Genomic DNA, 18,250 nt, shown 5'->3' with positions numbered 1-18,250 from the left:
TGCGGAGCTGAGATGATTCCTGAGCTTGGGCAAATTGCCCTGATAATTGCGCTGGTGCTGGCCGTGCTTCAGGCAACAGTGCCTCTCTACGGTGCCTGGCGCGGCGATACCCTGGCCATGGGCTTTGCCCAGCCGGCGGCCATCGGCCAGTGCCTGTTTGTGCTCTTTGCCTTCCTGTGTCTGGTGCAGTCCTTTCTGGCCAACGACTTCAGCGTTACCTATGTCGCGATGAACTCCAACAGCGCGCTGCCCTGGTACTACCAGATTAGTGCGGTATGGGGTGGACATGAGGGCTCACTGTTGCTCTGGGCCCTGATTCTGGCAGCCTGGACCCTGGCTGTAGCGGTCTTTTCCCGCGACCTGCCGGAGGATATGCTCAGCCGCGTGTTAGCGGTCATGGGCATGATCAGTGTGGGCTTTTTGCTCTTCATGCTGATGACCTCGAATCCCTTTGATCGCCAGTTGCCTTTCCATCCGGCGGACGGCAATGACCTCAATCCATTGCTGCAGGATTTTGGTCTGATCGTCCATCCGCCGATGCTGTATATGGGCTATGTCGGTTTCTCGGTGGCCTTTGCCTTTGCCATCGCCGCTTTGCTGGGTGGTCGGCTGGATGCAGCCTGGGCCCGCTGGTCGCGGCCCTGGACCATCATCGCCTGGGCTTTTCTGACCCTGGGTATTGTACTGGGCTCCTGGTGGGCCTATTACGAGCTTGGCTGGGGCGGCTGGTGGTTCTGGGATCCGGTGGAAAACGCCTCCTTCATGCCCTGGTTGGTGGGTACCGCGCTGATCCACTCGCTGGCAGTGACGGAAAAACGCGGGGTGTTCAAGAGCTGGACCGTGCTGTTGGCGATTGCTACTTTCTCGCTCAGCCTGCTCGGTACCTTCCTTGTTCGCTCGGGTGTCTTGACCTCGGTGCATGCCTTTGCCACAGACCCCGAGCGCGGCGTATTCATTCTCGCCTTCCTGTTGCTGGTCACAGGCGGTTCGCTACTACTTTACGCCCTGCGTGCGCCGGTGGTGAAAAGTCAGATCGGTTTTGCACTCTGGTCACGGGAAACCTTCCTGTTGATCAATAACGTGATTCTGGTGGTGTCGGCGCTGATGATTCTGCTCGGCACGCTGTATCCGCTGGCTTTGGATGCGATCAGCGGCAGTCTGGTGTCGGTCGGCCCACCCTATTTCAATGCGTTGTTTGTCCCCCTTATGGCCTTGCTGATGGCGGCCATGGGCGTTGGCATGCTCAGCCGCTGGAAGGACACACCGATCAACTGGTTGCTGGGTCAACTGAAGTGGGTGTTGTTGCTCTCTGCGCTGGCGGCCATTGGCCTGGCGATCTGGATTGGTGAGCACCACCTGGCGGTCGGCAGTATGCTGCTGCTGGTGTTCTGGGTGACCGGCATGAGCCTCAAGGACATCTTCAACAAGACGCGCAACAAGGGGTTGGTTAATGGTCTGCGCGCCTTGCCACGCAGTTACTGGGGCATGACGTTTGCGCATATCGGTATGGCGGTGTGTGCCGTCGGTGTGGTCGGTGCCAGTCTGTTCGACAGCCAGCGCGACCTGCGCATGGGGCCCGGCGATAGCCTTGATCTGGGTGGCTATACCTTCGTGTTTCAAGGTGTGGCACATCGTGAGGGCTCCAACTGGGTGTCGGACAAGGTGGTATTGGATGTGTTTCGTGGAGAGCGGAAAATCACTACCTTGCGTCCAGAGAAGCGCCTGTACACAGTACAGAACCAACTGATGACCGAGGCCGCCATCCACCCGACGCTGACTCGGGATCTGTTTGTCGCCATGGGCGAGCCTTTGGGCGATGACGCCTGGGCCATGCGTGTGCATATCAAACCCTTTGTTCGCTGGATCTGGCTCGGCGGCCTGTTCATGACCCTGGGTGGTTTGCTGGCTGCCAGCGATAAGCGCTATCGCTTGCGTGCCAGGCAGAATCGATCGGCAGCAGCCGCTGCGGAGGTGCAGTCATGAAAAGGGCTTTGATGGCACTGCCGCTGGTGGTGTTTCTGTTGATGCTGGTATTTCTGTTCAAAGGCCTGTATCTGGATAACGAAGACTTGCCATCTGCCCTGATTGACAAGGACTTCCCGGCTTTTGAATTGCAATCGGTGACGGACACCGCGGCGGTCATTACCCAGGCCGACCTGCAGGGTAAGCCCTCGCTGGTCAATGTCTGGGCCACCTGGTGTGTGGCTTGTCGGGTCGAGCATCCGGTGCTCAATAAACTGGCGGAGCAGGGTGTGGTGATCCACGGCGTCAACTACAAGGACGATAACCTGTCGGCACAGAATTGGCTGCGTGATCTGCATAACCCTTATCAGTTGAATATCAGCGATCCGCAAGGACGCCTGGGTCTTGACCTTGGGGTATACGGCGCACCGGAAACCTTTCTGGTCGACGCTCAGGGGGTGATTCGCTACAAGTTTGTCGGGGTGATTGACGAACGCGTCTGGCAGACCGAGCTGGCGCCGCGTTACCAGGCGCTGCTTGAGGAGGTAGAGCAATGATCAGAAGCCTGGCTTTGGCCCTGATGTTGTTCAGCACATCGGCGTTCTCGGCTATTGATACCTTCGAGTTCGACAGCGAGGAGCAGCGTGCGCGCTTCTATCAGTTGAGCGGTGAGTTACGCTGCCCGAAATGCCAGAACCAGAACATTGCTGATTCAAACTCCCCGATTGCTACGGATCTGCGCCGTGAGATCTTTCGCATGTTGGATGAAGGTCAGAGTAACGAACAAATCGTCGATTTCATGGTTATGCGCTATGGCGAGTTTGTGCGCTATCGCCCGCAACTGAATGCTCAGACCGCTGTGCTCTGGTTTGCTCCTGCGGTGTTTTTGCTCGGTGGGCTGCTGGCGCTGATCGTCATGGTTCGGCGCCGCCAGTCCGTGCAGATAGCCAGCCAGGACGAGCACCTGAGTGCCGATGAACAGGCGCGACTCAAGGCCCTGTTGGAGAAAAAATCGCGTGATGACTGACCTGTGGATATTGGCCGCGCTCCTGGTGATCTGCGGCATGCTGACGGTACTTTGGCCAATCTGGCGGCAGCGTCGCCAGCACGCCGTTGATCGTTCCGCGCTGAACGTCGCTTTGTATCAGGAACGCGTTCAGGAGCTGGACGCCCAGGTATTGGCTGGCGACCTTACAGAGGCCCAGCGTGATGCCACGCTGGAGGAGGCCAGCCGGCTATTGCTGGATGATACCGCCCAGGCTGACAGTCAGCAGGGAACGCGCCATCGTGGCTCACCCTGGTTACTGGTTGTGGCTGCCGGTGTGTTGCCACTGGTTGTTGCTGCGCTTTACACCACCTGGGGTAATCCTGCCGGCCTGACGCTGGCTCGTGAACTCGAGGAGGGGCCTCCTCCCACTACCCTGGAAGAGTCAATCAGCCGCATGGAGCGCATGGTTCAGGTGCAGCCGGAGAACGGCGAAGCCTGGTACATGCTGGGTCGTGGCTACCTCAACGCACAGGAATTTGATCTGGCTGTGCGGGCGCTGGGCAACAGTCTTGAGCGTCTGGGCGAGCGCCCGGAGGTGCTGGCGCAACTCGCTCAGGCCCGTTATTTTGCTGCTGGTAATGAATTGGATGCACCCTCGGTCGCCGCCCTGGACAAGGCCCTTGAGCTGGACCCGCAGGAGCCGACCGCATTGGGCCTGCTGGGTATTGCCGCGTTCGAGAGCGGTGACTTCCAGGGCGCAATTGATTTCTGGCAGCGTCTACTGGCGGGCATGCCGGCGGACAGCCCCGGCGCGCAAACCATTCAGGGTGGCATTCAGCGAGCACAACAGCGCTTGAGTGCGGGTACTGATCAGGCGCCAATCGATGCGACGGCGGTCATACGCATTCAGCTGGAGCTGGGTGAGGGTATTGCTGAACAGATGGGTGAGGAGGCGGTGCTGTTTGTCTTTGCCAGAGATCCACAAGGCCCGCCCATGCCACTGGCAGCACGCCGTTTCCGGCTGTCGGAGTTACCGGTTGAAGTTGACCTGAGCCCGGCCGATGCCATGCTGCCCGAGGCCAGACTCAGCGCCGGCCAGCGCGTGCAGTTGATTGCGCGTTTGTCTCCCCAGGGTGATGCCATGCAAGGCAGTCATGAGGCCAAAGTGGATGATGTCCAGGTTGGTTCCGAACAGCGGATTCTGCTGAGAGTCGAACAACCCCTCCCTTGATACAGTTTGTTTGTCCAGAGCAAGCCAGTGCCAGGCTTGCTCTGGAGACAGACTGAATCAGCCCGCCAGCACCCAGCCAACCAGACTGTAGCCCGCCAGGGTGACTACCAGAATACCGATTATATTCAGTACAAAGCCGGCACGGATCATCTCGCTGATCTGCAAATGGCCGCTGCCGAAGACAATCGCATTGGGTGGCGTGGCCACGGGCATCATGAAGGCGCAGCTGGCGGCAATGGCAGCGGGTACGGCAAAGACGATGGGCGAGATACCCTGAGCCACAGCCAGTGCGCCCAGCAAAGGCAGAAAGGCCGCCGCCGTGGCAGTATTACTGGTGACCTCGGTCAGAAAGATGATCACGCTGACCACCATTGCCAGCATCAGCAAGGCGGGCAGCATGCTCAGAACGCCCAGGCTGGTCGCTATCCATTCGGCCAGTTGCGAACTGGTTATGACGCTGGCCATGGCCAGTCCACCACCAAACAGTAACAGCACGCCCCAGGGCATATCCCGGGCTGTCTCCCAGTCCATCAGAAAGGTGCGTTCCTTGAGGTTGACCGGGATCAGGAACAACGCCAGTGCAGCGGCTATGGCAATCACGGTGTCATTCAGCCAGGGCAGCAACTGAGCGGACAGCAGTGGTTGCAGTATCCAGGTCATTGCCGTGAGGACAAAGACCAGTGAAACCAGCTTTTCCGCCAGTGACATGGGGCCAAGGGCCTGCAATTGTTGGCGCAGACCCTCACTGCTGACTGCGGTGGCGCCCAGGCCGAAGTCGCGGCGCGCCAGCCAGAGCCAGATAGCCACCAGCATGCTGACGGCAACCGGTATGCCAATCAGCATCCACTGGCCAAAGCCAACCTGAATCTGGTGATTGTCGGCCAGGTAGCCAGCCAGCAATGCGTTCGGCGGCGTCCCGATCAGCGTGGCAATCCCCCCGACACTGGCGGAATAGGCGATAGCCAGCAGCAGCGCACTGGCAAAACGCTGGGCTCCCTCAGGGTTCTGGCTGCCCAGCATGTTGATCACCGACAGGCCAATGGGCAACATCATGATGGTGGTCGCGGTATTACTTACCCACATGCTCAGAAAGGCCGTAGCCAGCATGAACCCGGCGATCTGGTTTTTTGGCTTGCTGCCCACGGCCAGCAAGGTCAGCAGGGCAATGCGTTTGTGCAGATTCCAGCGCTGCATGGCCAGCCCTAGAACAAAACCGCCCATGAACAGAAAGATCACCGGATTGGCGTAGGGCGCTGTGGCACTGGCCACATTGCCCAGGCCCAGGGCCGGGACCAGAATAATCGGTAGCAGGGCGGTGGCCGGAATCGGTATGGCTTCAGTCGACCACCAGGTGGCCATCAGCAACATCATGCCCAGCGCCAGCCAGGCGGCATCGCTCATGCTGCCAGGGGCTGGCAACAGCAGCGTGGCGAGCAGCAAGGCTGGCCCCAGCAACAAGCCAATCAGGCGGCTGAGTGGCAAGTCCTGAGGGGCGTGGTCTGTGCTAGCGGTCATGCGGCAGATTCCTTGGCGGCGGTGTCAATTTTGTATTTCATCCAGACGACAGGCCAGCAGCGTGCCGCCCAGGCCCATGCCGGACAACAGCAGCAGCATGCCGGCAGCGCCGATCAGTGCGGTGAGCAGGCCAAGCAGGCCGGTCATCAGTAATAGCAGACCAATCAGACTATTGCCTACGGCCACATAGTCGGTGCGTTTGTTGCCCCCGGCCATGTCCAGTACATAGGTCTTGCGTCCGACCCGCACGCCGCTGTGGGCAATGCCGAGAACAAAAAAAGCCAGCGGGAACAGCCAGGCCTGCATCGACTCTGACAGGCAGCCAGACCAGTGCAGACCAATGACCAGCGGGCCCAGCAGGCTGGCGAGCAGGCCGGCGCGAATCAGCACGCGCTTGCTCGACTGATCGGCCATACGCCCCCAGACCATTGCGCTGAGACTACTGGCCAGGCCGTTGGCGATCAGAAAGGCGCCGAGCATGCCAATCCCGGTATTCAGTTGCTGAGCCAGTACCACGTAATAAGGCGCGGACAGTGCTGACATCATCAGCAAGGCACGGGTGATGACAAAGCGCCGGAAGGGCGGGTCATCACGCAACAGGCTGACCTTGGCCAGGGCCTGGCGAATGGCATTGTCGCCACCCTCGGTCGCCCCCGGAGCCTCATCAATGTGCCAGTAGATCAGGCTGGAGAGAACCCACAAGCCGGCCGAGCCGATCAGAATCCAGGCGAAGAAGGCTGTATCAGAATCCTTCGGCGGCCAGAACAAGCAGTACAGACCGAACGCCAGTGCCAGTAGGCCAGACAGACTCGAGGCCAGGCCGTTCAGGCGGCCGCGCCGGGTCTTGGGGATGGTTTTGCCGATCACATCCTTGCTGGCAACGGAGCACAGGCCACGGGCCAGACTGAAGAGTACCAGGCAGGCAATGATCAAGCCGCCAGCCAGAGCGCCTTCGGTTGTCCAGGCCGCCACGGCCATGGCCAGCAGGGCCACAGCCTGCAGCAGGCTGCCAAGTACCCAGGTGGCCTTGCGTTGCGCCAACTGACGAATATAGGCGGCAATAAACAGCTGGGGCAGCATAGAGCCGGATTCGCGAATGGGGACTAGCCAGGCGATCAACGCCACGGGTGCACCCACCACTCCCATGAGCCAGGCCAGAGTGGTTTTCGGGTTGGTCAGACTGTCGCCCAGGCTGGTCAGTGTGGTGGCGCTGACCTGGCGGAAGAAGTTGCGTGCCACGCTGGTGCAGGCGCTGTCAGGGATATCCTTGCAGACCCGGGCATCCTCTTCGTCCATCAGTCGGTCATACAGCTTGTCGAGATCGGGTTCGAGTGCCATTCCGGGTGCCATTGCTGTTAATCAGAGGACAATACTGCCGCAGCCCACAGTGTATGACTACTGCTCAGCGCGCTATTTGCCGCTTGGGGCTTCTCATGGGCGGCCATAGCAGGTAAAAATGCGTGTTTTATGTCATGACTGTACTCCGAGCCGCGGCGCCACTTCATCACAGGCTCAGCTTGACGCAAGGACAGGCGATTCAATGCGATTGAAATGCATCAAATTGGCGGGGTTTAAATCCTTTGTGGATCCGACCACCGTCTATTTTCCGACCAACATGGGCGCGGTGGTCGGCCCCAATGGCTGCGGCAAGTCGAATATTATCGATGCCGTACGCTGGGTCATGGGCGAGAGTTCGGCGAAGAACCTGCGCGGCGAATCCATGACCGACGTGATCTTCAACGGCTCCAATTCCCGCAAGCCGGTCGGCCAGGCCTCGATTGAACTGGTGTTTGATAACAGCGATGGCACCCTGAAGGGCGAGTACGCCGGCTATAACGAGATATCCATCCGCCGCAAGGTCACCCGCGAAGCCCAAAACCAGTATTACCTGAACGGCACCAAATGCCGCCGCCGCGACATTACCGATATTTTCCTCGGTACCGGTCTGGGGCCGCGCAGCTATTCGATCATCGAGCAGGGCATGATCTCCAAGCTGATCGAAGCCAAGCCCGACGAACTGCGTCTATTTATAGAAGAAGCCGCCGGTATATCGAAATACAAGGAGCGGCGGCGTGAAACCGAGAATCGCATTCGGCGTACCCACGATAACCTGTCACGCCTGACCGATCTGCGCGAGGAGCTTGAGCGACAACTGGCGCATCTGCAGCGTCAGGCCCAGGCGGCGGAAAAATACAAGGAATTCAAGGCCGAAGAGCGTCACCTCAAGGCGCAGCTGCAGGCGCTGCGTTGGCAGTCACTGGATGCCCAGACCGCCGAGCGTGAACACCGCGTGCGTGATCTGGAAATTGCCATGGAAGCGCTGATCGCCGAGCAGCGAAACGCCGACAGCGAAATGGAGAAACACCGAGATCAGCACGCCGATCTGACTGAAGCCTTCAATCAAGTGCAGGCCCGCTATTACAGTCTGGGTGCGGATATCAGTCGGATCGAGCAGCAACTGCAGTTCAATCGCGACCGTCAAAGCCAGCTGCATGATGATATTGATCAGACTGAACTGGCCTGGCAGGAGGCGCAAAGTCATCTGGCCCAGGACAAGGCCCTGCTGGCGGATCTGGACAATGAGCTGGCCGGTATCGAGCCGGAACTGGACATGGCCAGTGCCGCCGACGAGGATACGTCCGTCACCTTGTTGGCCGCTGAAGAGGCCATGCAGGACTGGCAAGGCAACTGGGATCAGTTCAACCAGCAGGCCGCTGCCCCACGCCAGCAGGCCGAGGTCGAGCAGTCGCGGATTCGTCATCTGGAGCAGGCGATTGAGCGCCTCAGTGAGCGTATCCAACGTCTTGAAGATGAACGCGGCACCCTAACCGCCGGCCCCCTGGATGATGAGCTGGCCGAGCTGAGCGAACAGCTGGCGGAGATGGAGCTGCGCAGCGAGAGTGATCAGCAACAACTCAGTGATCTGGCTGAAAACCTTCAGCTGAAGCGCGAAAACCTGCACGCCCTGCATCAGGAACGGGATATCCGGCGTGGCGAAATTCAGCGCCAGAGTGGCCGCCTGGCTTCTCTGGAAGCCCTGCAGCAAGCGGCTCTGGATCAGGGGCAGGGCGTGCAGCAATGGCTGGATGAGCAGGGTTGGCGTGAGCGTCCACCCTTGGCTGAACAGTTGCAAGTAGATGCGGGCTGGGAGCGGGCAGTCGAAGCGGTGCTGGCGGACGATCTGCATGCAGTCAGCCTGGATAGTCTGGATGCCGTGGCCGACACCCTGCAGGGCTTTGCCCAGGGTAACTTGCGGCTACTGGAATCTGGCCCTGTTAGTCAGCCAGCTGCGGCCGATTCATTGATGGCGCGGGTGCGTTGCCCGGTCGATCTGAGTCCCTGGCTGGGCAGCATCCGCACTGCGGACTCCCTGGTGCAGGCGCTGGCACAGCGTGGCTCCCTGGCCGAGCATGAGTCCATCATCACCATCGAAGGCCATTGGCTGGGTCGCAACTGGCTGCGTTTTCGCCAGGCCGAGGCCAGCGAAGCCGGCGTACTGGCGCGCCAGCAGGAAATCGACAGTCTGCAGGCGAGCATCGAGCAGCAGGACAGTCTGCTGGAGTCGGACAATCGCAAGGTCGATGAACTGCGCGAAGCCATTCGGCAGCTCGAACTGCAACGCGACAGCGTACAGCAGGGTCTGGCCAGCCAGAGCCGGGAGCAGGGCGATCTCAAGGCGCAGTGGTCGGCCCGCCAGGTGCGGCTGGAGCAGATCAATGCCCGACGCCAACGCGTGCTCGAGGATCTGGAAGAGATCAAACGCCAGCGTAGCGATGAGCAGGAGCAGATTGCCGAGGCGCGTCTGAATTTGCAGGCCGCGCTGGATCATATGGCCGCCGATGCCGGTCAGCGTGAAGCCCTGCTGCGCCAGCGTGATCAAGTGCGTGATGCGCTGGATCATGCGCGTCAGCATGCGCGCCAGCACAAGGACAAGGTGCATCAACTGGCCCTGCGCGTGCAATCGCTGCGCGCCCAGCAGGAGTCGACTGTTCAGGGGCTGGAGCGACTGGAAGCGCAAACCGAGCGGCTGGCCGAGCGCCGCGAACAGTTACGCATGACCCTGCAGGAAAGCCAGGCCCCGGAAGACGATCAACGTATCGAGCTGGAGACGCTGTTGGAGCAGCGTATCGAGGTTGAGCAGTCCCTGACTCAAGCACGCCAGGCGCTGGAAGGGGTTGATCAGCAAATGCGAGATCAGGATCGGCGCCGCAGCCAGGCCGAGCAACAGGCCCAGCTGCTACGTGGTCAGTTGGACGAGCAACGGCTATTGGCCAGGGATCTGCAAACCCGGCGTCAGGGGCTGCAGGAGCAACTGCTGGAGTCCGGCTACGACCTGAAAGCGGTGATAGCAACCCTGCCCGAGGGGGCTACCGAGGCCGACTGGGAGCAGTTGATGGCGCAAATGGATGCGCGGATTCAGAGACTGGGCGCGATCAACCTGGCGGCCATTGACGAATACCAGCAGCAATCCGAGCGCAAGCGCTACCTGGATGCGCAGAACGCTGATCTGGAAGACGCGCTGAACACCCTTGAGCAGGTCATCCGCAAGATCGACCGCGAGACCCGCAGCCGCTTCAAGGAAACCTTCGACAAGATCAATCACGGCCTACAGGCATTGTTCCCCAAGGTTTTTGGTGGCGGGCACGCCTACCTGGAGCTGACCGGCGATGACCTGCTGGATACCGGCGTCACCATTATGGCGCGGCCGCCAGGCAAAAAGAACAGCACTATCCACCTGCTCTCCGGTGGGGAGAAGGCACTGACCGCGATTGCCCTGGTATTTTCCATCTTCCAGCTCAACCCGGCACCTTTCTGCATGCTGGATGAAGTGGATGCGCCGCTGGATGATGCCAACGTCGGACGTTATGCACGCATGGTTAAAGAGATGTCGAAGCGCGTGCAATTCATTTACATTACGCACAACAAGATCGCCATGGAAATGGCCGACCAGTTGCTGGGTGTTACCATGCATGAACCTGGTTGCTCCAGACTGGTCACAGTAGACGTGGAAGAGGCTGCCGCACTGGCAGCAGTGTAAAGCAACACGCTGGCATGTTAATGTCACGCAGAGGCGCGCCCCAGCAGTTGCGGGCGGCAACAGAATCAGTTCAACAGGATCAGGTATTTCATGGACTTCGGTTTGCGAGAGTGGCTCATTATCATTGGCATTCTGGTCATTGCCGGCATTCTGTTCGATGGCTGGCGGCGCATGGGTGGTCGCTCGAAAATTCGTATCAAGCTGGATCACAGCCTCAAGGATCTGGCGGATGTCGATAGTGACCATGAATTGCTTGGCCCGCCGAGAAAAGTCGGGCAGCACGAGCGTGCTGAACCCACCTTTGGTGATGACCTTGATCGGGTCATTGAACTGACAGAAGAAAAGCTGTCCGCCGCCGGCCCCCGTGCCCCCGAGCAAGTCGGTCTGGATCTGGAAGAACCGGTACCGGTTCTGCTTGATCCGCTGAGTGATGCCAAAGCGGCGGAAGCGACCAGCAAAGTGAACAAGCCGGTCGACCCTGCGCGCGAACCCGAACAGCCCAGGTCGGCCCCCCAGGCGCCGGTTGAAGAAGTACTGGTGATCAACGTGGTGGCCCGTGACGAACAGGGTTTTCCTGGCTCGGCGCTGCTACAGAGCGTGCTGGAAAGCGGCCTGCGCCACGGTGACATGAATATCTTCCATCGCCACGAAAGTATGAGCGGCAATGGCGACGTGCTGTTCTCCATGGCCAATGCGCTGAAGCCGGGAATCTTTGATCTGGACGAAATGGACCAGACTCATGTGCGTGCCGTCAGTTTCTTCATGGGCCTGCCCGGCCCACGTCACCCGAAACAGGCGCTGGACCTGATGATTGCCGCCGCACGCAAGCTCGGCCATGAACTGGGCGGCGACCTCAAGGACGAACAACGCAGCGTACTGACCGCCCAGACCATTGAGCATTACCGTCTGCGTATCGCCGAGTTTGAACGCAAGCATTACGGTTTCCGGCGTTAAGCCCCACGCGCGCGCCTCTCTCTGTAGGAGCGCGCTTGAGCGCGAACAGGGGTTCAAATGTGCACTGTGGTCAAACCAAACCCTTCGCGGTCAAGCCCGCTCCTACGGACGGATTCTGGTTGTCGCCGGGTGTGCTTGAGCGCTATAACGGCCTCATTTGCACACCGTGGCCAAATCAACCCCTTCGCGGTCAAGGCCTGGTCGCCCGCTCCGGTCCTACACAAATCCACGCCGCCCAGCTTTTCTTGTAGGAGCGCGCTTGAGCGCGAACAGGGGCTCAAATGTGCACTGTGGTCAAACCAAACCCTTCGCGGTCAAGCCCGCACCTAAGGACGGATTCTGGTTGTCGCCGGGTGTGCTTGAGCGCGAACAGGATTTTGCCTCTGCCTTCCCACCGGAGCATTGGGTACAATCAGCCTTTCTCTTCAGCTGATTGACCGACCATGACCCAAACCTCGGATCCCGCAGCGCGTGCCCTTGAATTGCGTGCCCAGCTCGACCAGCACAACTACCGCTATTACGTGCTCGATGAACCAGCGATTCCCGATGCGGAATACGATCGCCTGTTCCACGAACTCAAGGCCATCGAAGCAGCGAACCCTGAGCTGGTATCAGCCGACTCACCGACCCAGCGCGTCGGTGGTGCGCCCCTGGCGGGTTTTGGTGAGGTGCGGCATGAGGTACCGATGCTCAGTCTGGGTAACGCCTTTGATGAGCAGAGCATGCGTGATTTCGACCGCCGCGTGCGTGAGGGACTGGATTTGCCGGTGGGCGACCTGTTTTCTGCCAGTGCCGAGGTGGAGTACTGCTGCGAACCCAAACTTGATGGCCTGGCCGTCAGCCTGTTGTATGAAAACGGTCAACTGGTTCGCGGCGCCACCCGCGGTGATGGCAGTACCGGGGAGGATATCAGTGCCAATGTCAGGACCATTCGCAATGTACCGCTGAAGCTGCGCGGCGAGGGTTGGCCGGCGGTGCTTGAGGTGCGTGGCGAGGTGTTTATCAGCAAGGGCGGCTTCGAGTCGCTGAACCAGCGCGCGCGTGAAACTGACAGCAAGACCTTCGCTAATCCGCGCAACGCCGCCGCCGGTTCACTGCGCCAACTTGATCCGGCCGTGACCGCGACACGCCCCCTGGAATTCTGTTGCTATGGTATTGGTCGGGTTGAGGGCGAGCTGCCGGACACCCAGGTGGGTATTCTGCAGCGGCTCAAGGACTGGGGACTGACCATCAGCCGTGAGCTCAAGCAGGTAACCGGCGTGGAAGGCTGTCTGGACTATTACCGCGATATTGGCGAACGCCGCCAGGCGCTGAGCTACGAGATTGATGGTGTGGTGTTCAAGGTCAACAACCTGGCCTACCAGCGCGAGCTGGGCTTCCGTGCCCGTGAGCCGCGTTGGGCTATTGCGCATAAATTCCCGGCCAGTGAAGAAATGACCGAACTGCTGGATGTCGAATTCCAGGTCGGTCGTACTGGCGCGGTCACCCCGGTTGCCCGCCTGCGCCCGGTGCAGGTCGCCGGCGTCACGGTATCCAACGCTACCCTGCACAATATGGACGAGGTCGCGCGCCTGGGCCTGATGATTGGTGATAGTGTGATTATCCGCCGCGCCGGTGATGTGATTCCGCAGGTCATGCAGGTCGTCACCGAACGCCGTCCGGCAGACGCGCGCCCGGTCGTGATTCCTGAGACTTGCCCGGTGTGCGGCTCGCTGGTCGAGCGCACGCAGCTGGTCAAGCGCGGCAAGGGTGGTCAAAGCCTAAGCGAAGGCTCGGTATACCGCTGTGTCGGTCGTCTGACCTGTCAGGCGCAGCTCAAACAGTCCATCATCCACTTTGTCTCAAGACGCGCGCTGGATATCGACGGCCTAGGCGAGAAGATTGTCGAACAACTGGTCGATACCGGGCTGGTCAGTTCGCCGGCTGACCTGTTCAGCCTGACCTATGATCAGGTGATCGGGCTGGAGGGCTTTGCCGAGCTGTCGACCCAAAACCTGCTGGTCGCAATCCAGGACAGCAAACAGCCGACACTGGCGCGCTTTATCTATGCCCTGGGGATTCCCGATGTAGGCGAGGAGACCGCCAAACTGCTGGCCCGCTCGCTGGGCTCACTGGAACGCATCAGTCAGGCCCTGCCGCAGGTGCTGGTCTATCTGCCGGATGTCGGGCTTGAGGTGGCGCACGAGATTCACAGTTTCTTTGCCGATGCGCACAACCAGACCGTGATCAGTCAGTTACTGGCCAGAGGGCTTGAGTTGCAGGAGCAGTGCGACCTGGCCGCTGACCTGGCCGCCAGTGTCAGCCTGGCCGACTTTATCGACCGCCTGGCTATTGCGCATGTTGCCAAGACTGGCGCCGAGCGCCTGGCGGCGGCTTTTGGCAGCTTGCCTGCGTTGATCGAGGCCGACTGGCTGGCGCTCAAGCAGGTCGAGCGTTTCAACGACAAGGCCCAGCAAAGCCTGCTGGCGTATTTTCGCGATGAACAGTTGCGTACTCAGGCCCTGGCCATTGAGGCGCAGTTACGCGACTTTGGTATGCACTGGGACAGCCCCAAAGCCGAGCTCAGTGATGATCTGCCCCTGGCAGGTCAGACCTGGGTGCTGACCGGTACCCTGGAGACCTTTTCCCGGGATGCAGCCAAGGAACATCTGGAACATCTGGGTGCCAAGGTGGCTGGCAGTGTTTCGGCCAAGACCCAATGTGTGGTGGCCGGCCCTGGTGCGGGCAGCAAGCTGGCCAAGGCCGAGCAACTGGGTGTGACGGTCATGGATGAAGCGGCTCTGTTGGCCTTGCTGACGCAGCATGGTGTCAGTCTGTGACCAACCTGATTGTACTGGCACCGATGGAGGGTCTGGTCGACCCACCCATGCGAGACATTCTCACGCGGATTGGCGGTATTGACTGGTGCGTCAGCGAATTTATGCGCGTCACCGATGTGGCCCTGAATCGCAGCACGGTTGAACGCTTTATCCCGGAAATGAATCAGGGCTGGAAGACCCGCGTCGGTACGCCGGTGCGCCCGCAATTGCTCGGCTCTGATCCGCACTGGCTGGCGGTCAATGCGGTGCAGCTGGCCGAGTGGGGTGCGCCGGCGGTTGATCTTAACTTTGGCTGCCCGGCCAAGACCGTCAACCGCCATGGCGGAGGCGCAAGCCTGCTGCGAGAGCCCGAATTGCTGGGCGAGATTGTTGCCCGGGTGCGCGCGGCGACACCAGCTGCAATACCGGTCACGGCCAAAATGCGCCTGGGCTATCACGACACCAGCCTGGCCCTGGATTGTGCCCAGGCCCTGTCAAGCGCCGGTGCCGCTGAAATCGTCGTGCATGCGCGCACCAAGCTGGATGGTTACAAGCCGCCCGCCCATTGGGAATGGATTGCCCGCATTCGCGAGGCGGTTGCGGTGCCGGTGATTGCCAATGGTGAGGTCTGGGATCTGGACGATTACCAGCGCATTCGTGAGGTCAGCGGCTGTAGCGCCGTTATGATCGGTCGGGGCTTGGTGGTCAAGCCTGATCTGGCTCGACAGATTCGTCACCAGCAGGCCGGGCATGCGCTGGATGTGATGGAGTGGGATCAGCTGTATCCGTGGATGGCGGATTTTTTCAGTCAGACCCGCACCCGCATGGTCGACCGGCATTCACCGGGAAGGATCAAGCAATGGTTGAGCCTGATGACCCGCACCTATCCCCAGGCCCGCGAGCTGTTTGATCAGCTGCGACGCAATACCTGTGCCGAGTCGATCGAGCAACAATTGTATGCGCTGGCTGCGACGCAAAGCGCAGCCTGAAACAACCACCCGTTTTTCTGTAGGAGTTCGCTTAAGCGCGACAGCGAGTTGCGGTCAGCTTCAGATTAATCCCCATTGCGCTCAACCCTGTGCCTACGCATAAAACCCAGATCCAGATAATCCTTCCAGATACCCGCCAATCGTCCGCAGGCCATCTGCTGACCATAACTCATCAAGGCGCCGCCATCGGCGGTGGCGAGCAAGGCCAGGGATTTTTTCTGCGGCTGGTAGGTGGTCAAGGCGCGGCCTTCCAGCAGGGCGGGCAGGTTGGCGGCCAGTATTGGCCCCTGCCGCACGGCAAACACCCCTGAGCGCAAGGCCCCCGGTACAGCGGCACAATCGCCGCTGGCCAGAATGCCGGGATGGCTGAGGCTTTGCAGCGTCGGCGCTACCTGAATAAAACCGGATGCATCACAGTCAAGCCCGGATGCGGCCTGCCAGTCATGGGCGCTAGCGCCGGTGGCCAGAATCACAGCATCGGTTGCCAGCAGCGCCTGTTCATCGGCAAACAGCTGATCGCCAGCCAGATGCGAAACCTTGTGACCCTCGATCAGGCGGATAGTCCGTGCCTTGAGCAGGTCGCGCATGCGCCTGCCCAGCCGCGCCGGATGTTCGGTCAATAGACGGCTACAGATCAGACTGACACTGCTGCCTGGCAAGCTCTGATGCAGCGCCAGCGCCAGCTCACACGCCGCCGCGCCACCGCCCAGTACCGTCAGGCGCGCGGGAGCCGGGCCGTGCATCCAGCTGGACCAGACACGATGGAAAGCCGGAAAGGGCTTGGCTGGAATCACCTCGACAAGGCTGTTCTGAATCAGTGGCGCTGGCGGGATAGAGCCGACGTTCAACGACAGCCACTCGGCTTGCAGTTGCTCACCGTTATCCAGATACAGGCGCTTGCTGTCAGCGTCCAACTTGCGAATGCTACCAATCTGCAAGCTAACGCCACAGGCCTGGCATAAAGGCTCCAGCGCAATGGCGCACTGGTCAGCGGTAAAGCGGCCAGCAATCAGGCCGGGCATCATGCCTGAGTACCAAGCGTGGGGGCTCGGACTCAGCAGCAGCGTCCCCTTGGGTGGTCGATAGCCGCTGTGCAACCAATCATGCAGCGCAACCAGATGCGCATGGCCGGCGCCAGCCAGAATAAGGGGAATGGACATTGCCTTCTCGCAGAACGATAAAACCGCAGGTTACGGCGCTTTGTTGCTATTGCAAAGGTGACTGTCGGAATGGCTTGCCAATCGGAGGTCGCTAAAGCGGCTTTATAGCTGGTATTGATGGGGACGCATGTTGATCTATGATGGTGTATTTCGGAATCGACTTTCGCTCTGCGAACCTGATATCTTCAATATCACGCTTTTTCATGTGCAGGAGTCATGATGCAGTCTGACAACAATAAAGCCTATCCCAGCCCGCTACGCGCCTGGATCATGGTGTCTATCCTGTTGATTGCTTACATTATTTCCTTTGTAGATCGGCAAATTCTGAACTTGCTTGTTGCGCCTATCCGCGCCGATCTGGGTATCAGTGATACCCAGATGAGCCTGTTGATGGGGCTGTCCTTTGCGATTTTTTATACCATTGCCGGTATTCCATTGGGCCGTATTGCGGATAGCCGCAGCCGCCGCGGTTTGATCGCCGGTGGTATCTTTTTCTGGAGCCTTATGACCGCCGCCTGTGGTCTGGCCAAAACCTACTGGCATTTTGTTATTTTCCGCATTGGCGTCGGTGCGGGCGAGGCTGCCCTGTCGCCCGCCGCCTATTCTCTGATGGCTGACAGCTTCCCCCCGGAAAAGCGCGCCACCGCGATCAGCGTTTATTCCATGGGCATTTATCTGGGTGCCGGCATGGCCTTTTTGCTCGGTGGCGCGGTGGTGACCTTTGCCCAGGCGCAGGGTGATATGGTCTTGCCGGTCCTGGGTGTAATCAGACCCTGGCAGTTCATTTTCCTGATCCTGGGTGCGGCGGGTATCTGTTTCTGCTTACTGTTGTTCGCCATTCAGGAACCCAGCCGCAAGGGTATTGGTGCCGGTGTGGCCGTGCCGTTGAAGGATGTTGGCGCTTATCTGTACAGCATTCGCAAGGCGGTGCTGTGCCATAACTTCGGTTTTGCCTGCCTGTCCTTTGCCTCCTATGGCGCGTCGGCCTGGATTCCGACCTTCTTTATTCGCAACCACGGCCTGACCCCGGGTGAAGTAGGCTTGTATTACGGCACGGTGGTGATGATTGCCGGCTCAACCGGTATCGTGTTTGGCGGACGCATGGCTGACTGGCTGGCGCGCAAGGGCTACAGTGATGCCAACATGCGCATTGGCGTGACCGCGGCTATCCTGACCCTGCTGTGCAACGTGGTCTATCTGGTGGATAACATGACCCTGCTGTGGATCATCATGTTCTTCAACGTCTTTACCGTAGCCATGCCCTTTGGTGTGGCACCCGCTGCCATTCAGGAAGTCATGCCCAACGCCATGCGCGGGCAGACCTCGGCGATTTACCTCTTTGTTGTTACCCTGATTGGTCTGGGCATTGGTCCGACGGCTGTCGCAATGACCACGGACTACATCTTCCAGGATGACTATGCTGTACGTTATTCGATTTTCTGGGTGGCGAGTATTACCACCCTGGCGTCCGCAATTCTGCTGTGGATGGGTCTCAAGCCCTACCGTGAAGCGCGGTTAACACTGGAACGCTGGAGCGGCACGCAGCCAGCTGCTGCCTGAGTATTCCAATCTGGACCTTGCGTCGGGCTTGCCCGACGTATCCCTTTGAACAGGA

At 59.8% G+C, this 18,250-nt stretch carries 13 protein-coding genes; 10 read left to right on the top strand and 3 right to left on the bottom strand.

Annotated features, from left to right (window positions below; genetic code table 11):
• Positions 1-12: 12 nt before the first annotated feature.
• The 4 genes from AC27HQ_RS12655 to ccmI are packed head-to-tail and all read left to right on the top strand — an operon-like array spanning position 13 to position 4,181.
• Entirely contained in the window at positions 13-1,983 is a 1,971-nt protein-coding gene (locus tag AC27HQ_RS12655) for a heme lyase CcmF/NrfE family subunit (protein ID WP_487156537.1), read from the top strand.
• Entirely contained in the window at positions 1,980-2,519 is a 540-nt protein-coding gene (locus AC27HQ_RS12650) for a DsbE family thiol:disulfide interchange protein (RefSeq protein WP_487156536.1), read from the top strand. The genes AC27HQ_RS12655 and AC27HQ_RS12650 overlap by 4 nt, the downstream gene beginning before the upstream one ends.
• Entirely contained in the window at positions 2,516-2,989 is a 474-nt protein-coding gene (locus AC27HQ_RS12645) for a cytochrome c-type biogenesis protein (RefSeq protein ID WP_487156535.1), read from the top strand. The genes AC27HQ_RS12650 and AC27HQ_RS12645 overlap by 4 nt, the downstream gene beginning before the upstream one ends.
• Positions 2,982-4,181: a c-type cytochrome biogenesis protein CcmI gene (gene ccmI, locus AC27HQ_RS12640; RefSeq protein WP_487156632.1), complete on the top strand. Its 1,200-nt coding sequence runs from the start codon at positions 2,982-2,984 to the stop codon at positions 4,179-4,181. The genes AC27HQ_RS12645 and ccmI overlap by 8 nt, the downstream gene beginning before the upstream one ends.
• Positions 4,182-4,238: 57 nt before the next feature.
• Here the strand turns inward: ccmI and AC27HQ_RS12635 are convergent, their stop codons facing one another.
• A complete protein-coding gene (locus AC27HQ_RS12635; RefSeq protein WP_487156534.1) occupies positions 4,239-5,696 on the bottom strand; it encodes an SLC13 family permease in 1,458 nt (485 codons plus the stop codon).
• Between the two features lie 24 nt (positions 5,697-5,720).
• On the bottom strand, positions 5,721-7,034 hold the full coding sequence (locus AC27HQ_RS12630; RefSeq protein WP_487156533.1) for an MFS transporter: 1,314 nt from the start codon (positions 7,032-7,034) through the stop codon (positions 5,721-5,723).
• A 202-nt stretch (positions 7,035-7,236) separates the two neighbouring features.
• Between AC27HQ_RS12630 and smc the strand changes: the two genes are divergently transcribed.
• The 5 genes from smc (at position 7,237) to AC27HQ_RS12605 (ending at position 15,475) form a co-directional block, all read left to right on the top strand.
• On the top strand, positions 7,237-10,734 hold the full coding sequence (gene smc / locus AC27HQ_RS12625; RefSeq protein ID WP_487156532.1) for a chromosome segregation protein SMC: 3,498 nt from the start codon (positions 7,237-7,239) through the stop codon (positions 10,732-10,734).
• A 90-nt stretch (positions 10,735-10,824) separates the two neighbouring features.
• Positions 10,825-11,688: a cell division protein ZipA gene (gene zipA, locus AC27HQ_RS12620; protein ID WP_487156531.1), complete on the top strand. Its 864-nt coding sequence runs from the start codon at positions 10,825-10,827 to the stop codon at positions 11,686-11,688.
• 259 nt (positions 11,689-11,947) lie between these two features.
• Positions 11,948-12,121 carry a hypothetical protein gene (locus tag AC27HQ_RS12615; protein WP_487156530.1) on the top strand — a complete coding sequence of 58 codons (174 nt, stop codon included), beginning with the start codon at positions 11,948-11,950 and terminating at the stop codon, positions 12,119-12,121.
• Between the two features lie 10 nt (positions 12,122-12,131).
• Positions 12,132-14,507 carry an NAD-dependent DNA ligase LigA gene (gene ligA / locus AC27HQ_RS12610; protein ID WP_487156529.1) on the top strand — a complete coding sequence of 792 codons (2,376 nt, stop codon included), beginning with the start codon at positions 12,132-12,134 and terminating at the stop codon, positions 14,505-14,507.
• Positions 14,508-14,530: 23 nt separating this feature from the next.
• The gene (locus AC27HQ_RS12605; RefSeq protein WP_487156631.1) at positions 14,531-15,475 is read left to right on the top strand and encodes a tRNA dihydrouridine synthase; all 945 of its coding nucleotides are present in this window, start codon (positions 14,531-14,533) and stop codon (positions 15,473-15,475) included.
• Between the two features lie 65 nt (positions 15,476-15,540).
• Here AC27HQ_RS12605 and AC27HQ_RS12600 read toward each other — a convergent pair whose 3' ends face one another.
• A complete protein-coding gene (locus AC27HQ_RS12600; protein ID WP_487156528.1) occupies positions 15,541-16,635 on the bottom strand; it encodes an FAD-dependent oxidoreductase in 1,095 nt (364 codons plus the stop codon).
• Between the two features lie 219 nt (positions 16,636-16,854).
• On the opposite strand from AC27HQ_RS12600, the gene AC27HQ_RS12595 reads away from it, so the two are divergent.
• The gene (locus AC27HQ_RS12595; protein WP_487156527.1) at positions 16,855-18,195 is read left to right on the top strand and encodes a spinster family MFS transporter; all 1,341 of its coding nucleotides are present in this window, start codon (positions 16,855-16,857) and stop codon (positions 18,193-18,195) included.
• Positions 18,196-18,250 lie beyond the last annotated feature (55 nt).

Source organism: Halopseudomonas sp. 4NH20-0008 (assembly GCF_057548395.1).
Note: the sequence above shows the minus strand (reverse complement) of the source record. Positions and strands in the feature narration are given on the sequence as shown.